Source organism: Amycolatopsis rhizosphaerae (assembly GCF_007713715.1).
Classification (GTDB): domain Bacteria; phylum Actinomycetota; class Actinomycetes; order Mycobacteriales; family Pseudonocardiaceae; genus Amycolatopsis_E; species Amycolatopsis_E rhizosphaerae.
The window spans coordinates 1-8,643 of record NZ_VJWX01000306.1; the positions used below are offsets into that span (position 1 = coordinate 1).

The 8,643-nt window shown below is 67.2% G+C and carries 13 protein-coding genes and 1 pseudogene; 9 read left to right on the top strand and 5 right to left on the bottom strand.

Annotated elements, in window-relative coordinates; genetic code table 11:
* From FNH05_RS38255 to FNH05_RS39435, 3 genes and pseudogenes are all read left to right on the top strand, one after another.
* A partial coding sequence (locus tag FNH05_RS38255; protein WP_186382724.1) for a TetR-like C-terminal domain-containing protein occupies nt 1-232 on the top strand: 232 nt, incomplete at its 5' end.
* 279 nt (nt 233-511) lie between these two features.
* Complete coding sequence (locus FNH05_RS25225) at nt 512-811, top strand: hotdog family protein (RefSeq protein WP_342781614.1); 300 nt, start codon at nt 512-514, stop codon at nt 809-811.
* Between the two features lie 145 nt (nt 812-956).
* Nucleotides 957-1,289: pseudogene (locus FNH05_RS39435) on the top strand (MmgE/PrpD family protein); the annotation flags it as partial.
* A 12-nt stretch (nt 1,290-1,301) separates the two neighbouring features.
* On the opposite strand, the gene FNH05_RS39440 reads toward FNH05_RS39435, so the two are convergent.
* Together FNH05_RS39440 and FNH05_RS25235 are read right to left on the bottom strand one after the other, a co-directional pair.
* Nucleotides 1,302-1,667, bottom strand: coding sequence for a DUF4260 domain-containing protein (locus FNH05_RS39440; RefSeq protein ID WP_246127932.1), 366 nt, complete (start codon nt 1,665-1,667; stop codon nt 1,302-1,304).
* 4 nt (nt 1,668-1,671) lie between these two features.
* Nucleotides 1,672-1,971 carry a hypothetical protein gene (locus FNH05_RS25235; protein WP_144591199.1) on the bottom strand — a complete coding sequence of 100 codons (300 nt, stop codon included), beginning with the start codon at nt 1,969-1,971 and terminating at the stop codon, nt 1,672-1,674.
* 120 nt (nt 1,972-2,091) lie between these two features.
* Here FNH05_RS25235 and FNH05_RS25240 point away from each other — a divergent pair, with 120 nt between their 5' ends.
* From FNH05_RS25240 to FNH05_RS39910, 4 genes are all read left to right on the top strand, one after another.
* Nucleotides 2,092-2,625, top strand: a complete 534-nt coding sequence (locus FNH05_RS25240) for a TetR/AcrR family transcriptional regulator (RefSeq protein ID WP_144591200.1) — start codon at nt 2,092-2,094, stop codon at nt 2,623-2,625.
* Nucleotides 2,626-2,729: 104 nt separating this feature from the next.
* On the top strand, nt 2,730-2,867 hold the full coding sequence (locus tag FNH05_RS38260) for a hypothetical protein (RefSeq protein WP_186382725.1): 138 nt from the start codon (nt 2,730-2,732) through the stop codon (nt 2,865-2,867).
* Nucleotides 2,864-3,496 carry a hypothetical protein gene (locus FNH05_RS39905; protein ID WP_342781612.1) on the top strand — a complete coding sequence of 211 codons (633 nt, stop codon included), beginning with the start codon at nt 2,864-2,866 and terminating at the stop codon, nt 3,494-3,496. Before FNH05_RS38260 ends, FNH05_RS39905 begins: the two co-directional genes overlap by 4 nt.
* Before the next feature lie 81 nt (nt 3,497-3,577).
* Nucleotides 3,578-3,871, top strand: a complete 294-nt coding sequence (locus FNH05_RS39910; protein WP_342781613.1) for a site-specific integrase — start codon at nt 3,578-3,580, stop codon at nt 3,869-3,871.
* Between the two features lie 498 nt (nt 3,872-4,369).
* On the opposite strand, the gene FNH05_RS25250 is transcribed toward FNH05_RS39910, so the two are convergent.
* Nucleotides 4,370-4,606: a GntR family transcriptional regulator gene (locus FNH05_RS25250; protein WP_246127933.1), complete on the bottom strand. Its 237-nt coding sequence runs from the start codon at nt 4,604-4,606 to the stop codon at nt 4,370-4,372.
* Nucleotides 4,607-5,513: 907 nt separating this feature from the next.
* Nucleotides 5,514-5,885, bottom strand: coding sequence for a winged helix-turn-helix transcriptional regulator (locus tag FNH05_RS25255; protein WP_144591201.1), 372 nt, complete (start codon nt 5,883-5,885; stop codon nt 5,514-5,516).
* A 94-nt stretch (nt 5,886-5,979) separates the two neighbouring features.
* Between FNH05_RS25255 and FNH05_RS25260 the strand changes: the two genes are divergently transcribed.
* Both FNH05_RS25260 and FNH05_RS25265 read left to right on the top strand, forming a co-directional pair.
* A complete protein-coding gene (locus tag FNH05_RS25260) occupies nt 5,980-6,819 on the top strand; it encodes an SDR family oxidoreductase (RefSeq protein ID WP_144591202.1) in 840 nt (279 codons plus the stop codon).
* 128 nt (nt 6,820-6,947) lie between these two features.
* Nucleotides 6,948-7,382: a nucleoside triphosphate pyrophosphohydrolase family protein gene (locus FNH05_RS25265; protein ID WP_222426707.1), complete on the top strand. Its 435-nt coding sequence runs from the start codon at nt 6,948-6,950 to the stop codon at nt 7,380-7,382.
* A 444-nt stretch (nt 7,383-7,826) separates the two neighbouring features.
* On the opposite strand, the gene FNH05_RS25275 is transcribed toward FNH05_RS25265, so the two are convergent.
* Nucleotides 7,827-8,438 (bottom strand): hypothetical protein, encoded by a 612-nt coding sequence (locus FNH05_RS25275; RefSeq protein ID WP_144591203.1) that lies wholly within the window; start codon nt 8,436-8,438, stop codon nt 7,827-7,829.
* Between the last annotated feature and the right edge of the window lie 205 nt (nt 8,439-8,643).

Genomic DNA, 8,643 nt, shown 5'->3' on the forward strand with positions numbered 1-8,643 from the left:
GGCCCGCCCCGATCCGGCCGCTTTAGCCCAAGCGGCGGACCCCGTCCTGCACGCAGCCGCCGCCCTCGCCGGATCCGACCACGCCCTCGAAGCCGCCCGCACCATCACAGCCTGGGCGCACGGCTTCATCACGATGGAACTCGCCGACGCATTCAACCTGGGCGGCGACGTCGAGCGCGCCTACGAGTTCGGCATCGACCGCCTCGCCGACGCCCTCACCCGGGCCAAGTAAGGGGCATCGCGGAGATCGGCGGCCGAATTCCGGTCAGGATCCGGGGGCGACCCGAATCCCCTCAAGCGCCGTGGGCGTGCGCCACCTCCCTGGCCTGGCCGTCGGCCTCGGCCCGGTACTCGCGGCGCTTGAGCAGCACCGTGCGCAGTCCGGTGGCCACCTGATCGCGTTCTCACTCATGCCCTCCGACGTCAAACCGATCACGCTGGCCAGAGTGACGGCGCCCATCACGAGCCGTTCGGGGAACGCGCCGTCCATCCCCTGGCGCAGGTAGCCGAGATCGAAAGTGCGGCAATCCCGATCAACCCGATGCTCGTCTACTCGACGGTTCTCGGGCTGTCGGTCGAGGACCTGTCGGAGGCCGGGGGCCCGTTCCTCGACATCGAAGATCTCGAGTTCGGCGCCACCGTCTACGACGGCGACACCGTCCGCGCTTCCTCGGTCGTCCTCGCGCGCAAGACGAGCCGCTCCCGTCCCGGCTGGGGCGTCGTCGAGTGGGCGACGACCGGGCGTAACCAGCGCGACGAGGTCGTCGTGCGGTACCGCCGATCCAACCTCTCCCGGATGAGGCCCGAATGAGCGGGCCCGGTGCCACCGCGGCGCTGAGCGAACTGGTGACCGGCCCGACAGACCTGCCTGCCGGTACCGGAGAAGTGCTCGGCCAGTGCTTCCTTGATTTCGTCGGTGTCGCTGCCCTCGGCCACGACGTCGAGTCGAATCCCCGGTGTTGTGGGCACTGCACGAGATCGGCGGCCACGGAACGTCCACAGTGGCCGGAAGCGGAAACGGTTTTTCGCTCGAGCACGCGGCTCTGCTCAACGGAACGTTCGCGCACAGCCTCGATTTCGACGACACCGACATCCCCGGTGGACTCCCCCCCAGCGCCGCGATCATCCCGGCCGCGCTCGCCGTGGCCGAGGAGCGCGACTCCTCCGGCGCCGACCTGCTCGCCGCGGTGGCACTCGGGTACGCCTCACGGGTTCGGTTGCATCGTGACAGCCTGTCTCTTCGCTCGGGTGCGACTTTGTCCGGCGGGGCTTTCGGGGAGTCGCCAGCCTGGAATGTGGCTTCAGGATTCGCCGATCCGGCTAAGGCGGATGTCCTGGAAGCCGCTAGCGGACTTGAGGCCGTAACCGAGTGCTCGGTCGAAAGCGATGTGAAAGGACCACAGCAGCCCGGCGAACGCGCACCAGCCGGCCGAGGTCAGTACATAGCCGAGCAGCAGCGCTGCGGGCGCGACGTAGGTGTGCGTCAGGTTGTAGCAGATGACCCCGACGCGCTCGTTGACCAAATAACCTGCCGCCGGCACGTCGAACACCGGGAAAAGCGCCAGCAGCCACCACCAGGAGAAGTGCAGGTGGACGAACCCAACGGTGACTGCGACGGCAATGGCCAGGTTCTCTGCCCGTTCGAACCAGATTGGTAACTTCTTCATGGCACTACTGGCCGGCCACGTGGCGGATGAGTCGCACGGCCTCAGTCACGCCGCCATCCCAGGTCGGCCCGTGACCGGGCACGACCCAGGTCACGTCCACCCCTTCGATCCGGTTGAGCGACGCCGTGGCCTCCCGGGGTTCCAGCGTGAACGGCGCGGGCTTGGGGCGCGCGAGTTCGCGGTGCAGCAGCGTCCAGTAGCGCGGGAGTCCCGCGTCGTTGATCGTCACACCATCCCGGGCAACGACGAGATAACTGTTGACGATGTCGGAACCTATCCGGTCCGAACCCTCCGCAATCTTCATGGCGGCGCCTCCTAGCCAAGACTCAAGGCTACGCATATTAGCCTTCGTTAAGGCTACACGCATTAGCCTTCGTGGCAATCGCCGGCTACCATGGCGGCCAGTGGTGAACAGGAGGTCAGGATGCCTGCCCGCGCGCAGACCTCAACCGCCGTAGTCGTGGCGGCTGGACGGCGCCTGCTGGAAGAACGCGGGACGGACGCGCTGACCATGCGCGACGTGGCCGACGCGGTCGGGGTTCGCACGCCGTCGCTGTACAAGCGGGTGCGCAGCCGTTCCGACCTGCTCCGGCTCGTTCTGGAGGACGTGGCCGATGAACTGACCGCGGCCATCGACACGGCAGCCAACTCCGGTGATCCCACTGCAGACCTTCGGGCGTTGATGGCCGCCTACCGCAGATTCGCCCACGCTAACCCCGTCGCTTATGCGCTCATGTACGCGCCACAGACGGTGTCCGGCGCGACCACACGGTCGGAGCGCTCTTCGGCCACGCTGCTGCGCCTGGTCACCGAACTGGCCGGCCCACGGCACACGCTCCAGGCCGCGCGCACGATCGTCGCCTGGGCGAACGGGTTCATCGCGATGGAACTCGCGGGAGCGTTCCGGCTGGGCGGCGACATCGACCAAGCCTGGGAATTCGGCCTGGACAGGGTCTGAACGCCTGGACACCGTCCATGACCTGATCGTGATCGCACCCCACACCCCGCCGGCCCACACGTGACCACCGCGGTGCGATCACGCTGCCCGCCGCGGTCCGCCGCATGTGCGGCATCGAGCCCGGACCACCACTCGTGCTCGCCGCCGCAGCACGCGAGCAGATCCTCGTGGTCCATCCCGCCGCAACCCTCGCCCGCCTGCTAGCCAGCCACTACCACGACCTGATCGGCACCCGGCCGTGACCCCTGACCCGGCGCGGATCGAAACCGCCCGTCAACTGCTCACGCAGCTCGGCGTCACCCTCGCCGACCTGCAGGAGCCCGACACCACACCTACCGGGATCCCGACTCTGGCCGACTACCTCCCCCAGGTGATCGCGGCCGCCGGTCCCGGCGCGAACCGCACCTACGGCACCTACTGGACCAGGATGCTCGCCGCCGGGGGCCCGCGGCGCCTGGACGAGATCACGGCCAGCGACATCGAAGCCATGCAACACAATATGGCCGCCACCGCCCGGTCCCGACGCAACAGCCGCCATGGCCGGCACGCCGGCGAACACGTCATCGCCGCCGCCCGCATGATCTACAACCGCGCCATCGCCGACGGCCTGCTCACCACCAGCCCCGCCCATCGCTTGGCCAAGCCCCGAAGACTGCCCAGCACCCGCCGGGCGCTAACACCCCATGAACTCGACCAGATCAACGCCGCCGCCCGCGCCAGCGGCAACGACGTCATCCTCGACGCACTCCTGCTCCGCCTGCACACCGAAACCGCCTGCCGCCGCGGCGGCGCCCTCGCCCTGCGCCTGGCCGACCTCGACATCGACCACTGCCTCGTCCGGCTCGAGGAAAAAGGCAGCACCCTCCGCTAGCAACCCATCAGCCCCGCCCTCACACTCAGCCTGACCGACCATGCCGCCTCCCGCGGCGCCACCCTGTCCACTGACCAGCTCTTGCGGTACCGGGACGGACGTCCGCTCACCACCCGACGCTACGACCACCTCCGGAAACGCCTCGGCGACGAACTCGCTTGGGTCGCCGCCCACGGCATCTCCACCCACTGGCTCCGCCACACCACCCTCACCTGGGTCGAACGCAACTACGGCTACGCCATCGCCCGCGCCTACGCCGGACACACCAACTCCAACACAGACGCCGGAACCACCACCACCTACATCCGCGCCACCCTCCAAGAAGTCGCCACCGCACTCGCCACCCTCACCGCAGAACCCCACCCACTCGCATAAGCCGGTCAAACCCACCAGCAGCACACCAGAAACTGATGGCGTTCAGGCCTCTCCTCCACTACGGAAGCCAGGACGCCGGACAAGATACAAACTCCACTCGCGCAGCGCGAACGCAGAGCACAACCGTATTCGGACAGTTACAACTAGTAGCTTTTCACTCGCGCTGGCAGAATCCGGTGCCAAGAAACCACATTTCATCCTTGCGCTCTTCGATAAGGAAGTTGGGCGCCGTAGGACACGACCCCGGCCACCGTTGCCATAGCCGAGCACTGGCGCGAAGAAGACCCGGGGCTCGACATGTGATCACGAGCGGGGCCACCCTCACCCACGACCACGGATTGCCACAGGGCTCTCGACCGAGGCTGCATTCCCGCCCCTCGGCCGAGAGCCGGTTCGCCAGCCGAAAAGGCTGACCTCAACAGGATGCCAAGCCGACAGAGAGCCTGACATAAGGGACACGACTTGGTGCATAACGCTGGCGTGCGAACTACGCCGCGCTCATCCGCGAGCGATGTAGGTACGCTTAGAGCGGATGGTCATGACAAGCCCGCAGGCGCGGGGGAAGCGGGTAGCGTGACGGGCGGCTCCAAGAGAGACGCCATATACATCGGCAAGTTCACGCTCGCTGGGCAATGGCGCATTCGGAGCGAGTTCACCACACGCGATGCGCTCGGCCAGATGCTCGGCCATCTTCTCGTAGATACACCCCGGCGATTCATCCAGTTGGTAATGCACACTAAAACCCTTCTCGCAGGCGATACGCCAGGCGAACCTGATCGCAGGGCCAGTTATTGCCACAGCATGATCCTCATCGCCGATCCGACGCGGCCGCCACCCGCATCGCGCACCGAGGTGCGCACAGCCGCTTCGAAGCCGAATCGGAGACCTCTCGACGGGAAGCCGATCTCTATCGCGACACCATCACCCGGCTCGCCGACCACGGCTACCCCATGCTCTCCCTCGACACCACCCACACCCCGACCGACCAGGCAGTTACGTTGCTGACCAGCCGAATCGTTCAGCTCGCGGCCCTCCCACCGCCGCAAAAACGGGCGGCGTAGAGTCCGCGAGTCCAGACCACCGGGACACCTCCCGCCGATCGTGCTTGCGAGGGACAACGCTGACGGCCGACCGCCACCTGATCGACGTCCACGTCATCCTCACCCGCGACGAGCAGGTACTGCTCACCCGCAGGCGCGACCCCAACCCCCGCTTCGACGGACTATGGCACCTACCCTCGGTTCATTTGGCAAGTCCGTTGTCGGGATGAGCGTTGTCGGCTTCGGCGATGCGCAACGAGGGCGTCGGCATACCCGCGAATGTGTTCGGGAACGTACGGGGTGAATGGGTCCAACTTGTGAGGCCTCCCGAAGCAGGATTTCGCGGAACGGTGGCTCGCCGACCGCGCGCTATGCGGCATGACAGGACGTTGCTCAGTTGCAGGTCGTAGCGTCGATGGGTTGATCTCACCTGTTGACAAGAGGCTCCGGCAGAACTGCCCCGTGAGTTGATCTTGTTGCCGCCGGCCTGGGTGTGGCTCAGGCCCCTCGTGGCGGGTTATCCGGACCGGCTGGGCCGAGTTATCGGTGTCGTGGGGTGCGCGGTCGCGCTGGATACGCCCTCGTGACCGGCCACTGTCACGCTATTCCGCGCTGCGTGGCGACAGCCGCCGTGTGATCCGGTCGAACAGCTCCGTCAGCGGCTCGCCGACGTCCCGGCCGAACTCGGTCAGCCCGTAGGTGACCTGGGGTGGCGTCGTCGGCTCGACCTGCCGCCAGATCAGGCCGTCCTGGACCAGCGCGCGCAGGGTCTGGGCGAGCATCTTCTCGCTGATGCCCTGGATACTCTCGCGCAGCTCGTAGAACCGGAGGTCGTTGTCCTGTAAGGAGATCAGCACCCAGATGCCCCAGCGGCTGGTCACGTGATCGACCACATCGCGCGCGGGGCAGTCGGTGTGAAACACCTCATACCGCGCCCCGGCATCGGCCCGTGTGAGCTGCGCGCCTCCCGCCATGTTCTGAGCTTACCTGAAGGTATGTCCTTACCAAGAGTTCGCCCGGCGACCTAGTGTCAAGGCCACGGAGGACATTCGGACAAAGGAGCTATTCATGATCGTGGTGACCGGGGCTACCGGGAATGTGGGCCGACCGTTGACGCGGGCGCTGGCCGAGGCGGGCCAGCAGGTGACGGCGGTGTCGCGGCACGCCGCGGCGGTGCCGGACGGCGTCCGCCACGTGGTGGCCGACCTGGCCGAGCCCACCGGCCTCGAGCCCGCGCTGGCCGAGGCGAAGGCGTTGTTCCTGCTACTGTCCGGCGACCTGCACGCCACCGGAGCCAGCCCGGCCGACATCATCGGCGAAGCTGCGGCTGCCGGGGTCCGACGGATCGTCCTGCTCTCCTCGCTGGGCGTGATGACCAGGCCCTTCGGCACGACGCGGATCGCGATGCGCGCGCTGGAGGACGTGCTGCGGGAGTCCGGCCTGGAATGGGCCATCCTGCGGCCGGGCGGCTTCGCCTCCAACGCCCTGTGGTGGGCCGAGTCCGTCCGCGCGCAGCAGGTCGTCGCCGCGCCGTTCGGCGACACCGGGGTGCCGATCATCGACCCGGCGGACATCGCCGAGGTCGCCGTGGCCTGCCTGCTGGACGACCAGCACACCGGCGGCGTGTACGAACTGACCGGACCGGAGGTGATCACGCCGCGCCAGCAGACGGAGGCCATCGCCGCCGCCCTGGGCTCGCCGGTGCGGTTTCACGAACTCACCCGCGACGAGGCCAAGGCCGCCATGACCCAGAGCATGCCGGCGGAACTCGCCGACGACACGCTGGACATCCTCGGCTCCCCGAACCCGGCCGAACTGCGCGTCAGCCCGGACGTCCAGCGGGTCCTCGGCCGCGCCCCGCGCTCCTTCGCAGACTGGGCCGCCCGCAACATCGCCGCGTTCCGCTGAGACCCGTCACCACCGCCGGAACTATGGCTCCGGGACTGAAACTCAACACGCGGTCCAAGCCTGAATCGACGACGCGCGCACAGAGATTCGACCAAGGTTCAAGCAGGACGCTGGGCACCATCCCTTGGATGACCGGGGCAAACGTTGTCCGGGGCCGCCTCTACGCTGCGCCCATGGATTTGGCGCGGTTGAGTGATGACGTCGAGGTGGTCTCGCGGGGATATGCCCGCGCGCATGGGTTCACCCGGGATGAGACGTGGTTCCTCCTCAAGCTCCAGGAGGAGGTCGGCGAGCTGACGCAGGCGTTCCTGATGCGGACCGGCCAGGCCAGATCCAAGGGGAACACCCAGCAGGAACTGGATGGCCAGTTCGGCGCCGAACTGGCCGACGTGTTGTGCCACGTGGTGCTGATGGCTCGGCACCACGGCGTCAACCTGGAGGAGCAGGTCGAGCGGAAGTGGCTGGTGTGGCACCCCGACCGATCGGCCTCCGCCGCTGATGGATCGGAGTTAACCGCGAACACCAGTGGGCTGCTGCCGGAGAAGACGTCGACTCCGTCGTGAGGGTCTCAGGAATGCAGTGATGACGAGCGACGGGCACGGTCGGCCAACCGTGTGACGCCCTGCGACGCAGCAAGTTCGTCCTTGACCTTTGGTCCAGCTCCAGAGACAACTCAGCGACGATCTTGCGCAAGAGTCCGGTGGTGGTGTGCTCTGCGACAAGCTCCGATTTGAGCGTGTCCCGTTCTTCCAGCAGCGCCGCGTGTTTGTCGACCATTTCCTGCATGGCCGTGGAGGTCGAGTGCTGGGCTCTGACGCGGGCCTGGAAGTCCTCGACGAGGCTGGCGTGCTCATAGACCACGTCCCGGCGCAGTCCGGACTCGATGATCAGCTCGGTAGTGGTGAGCTTGCCGCCGGTCGAGCGCAGCGGGGTCCCAGCGAGCAGCCGGTCACCGGCGGCGATGATCGCGGTCGCCTCCGCGGCGCGGTCGCGGGGTTTCCGTGCCATCAAGCGGATCCGCCCGCGCCGTGGAGCACCGGATCGTGCCCGCGTTCATGCTGTTGGACGATCGCACGAGCCCGTGCCGCGAGGGCGGCAGCGCGATCACGGATCGGGCCTGGGGCCAGCGGATCAGCCGCGGCGGCTTCCCAGTGATGTGCGCGAGCGCGTTGTTGCTCAATGTTGCGGTCGGTGTAGGCCAGGTTGGGGCAGGCTGAGCGACAGTCGGACTCGTCGGGGTAGTCGTCGGCTGGCAGGCCGACCTCCAGCTTCGCGAGGCGGCAGGCCGCGGTTTCGGCGCGCCAGACACAGGTCATGCCCTCGCCGTGGTGGATGTTGGGGTCAGCCTGGTGGAGCAGCCTCTCGACGTTGCGGACCCCGGTGACGACCCGGCCGGCGAACCGTGCGCTGCGGGCGATGCGACTGCGGTACTCCTGGGCGGAAGGCCCGGACACGTGCTCGCCGTCGAGGAGATGGGTGGCGTCGTCGTCGATCTGTTCGAGTATCATTTCCAGCCGTTCGACCGCAACATCGTCGAGCCACGACGTGTCGGCGCGACCGGCGTAACTCAGGGTGACTTTTGTGCTGACATGCCCGAATTGAAGCGCTGCCGCGATCAATCCGCGCGGGCGGCGGACAATAAAATACGCGAGCGTTCTGCGAAATCGGGAAGCATGGAGATGTTTCGTGGGGTCCAGTGAGGTGATCTCACCAAGATCGGGTTGGTGAGTCGGAGGCGGCTGGCCTGGGTGGTGGTGTGGACGGGCCCTGCTTGGAGACGGGCGTGGAGTCCTTGGTAGAAGAACTCTCGCCAAAGATGATCTT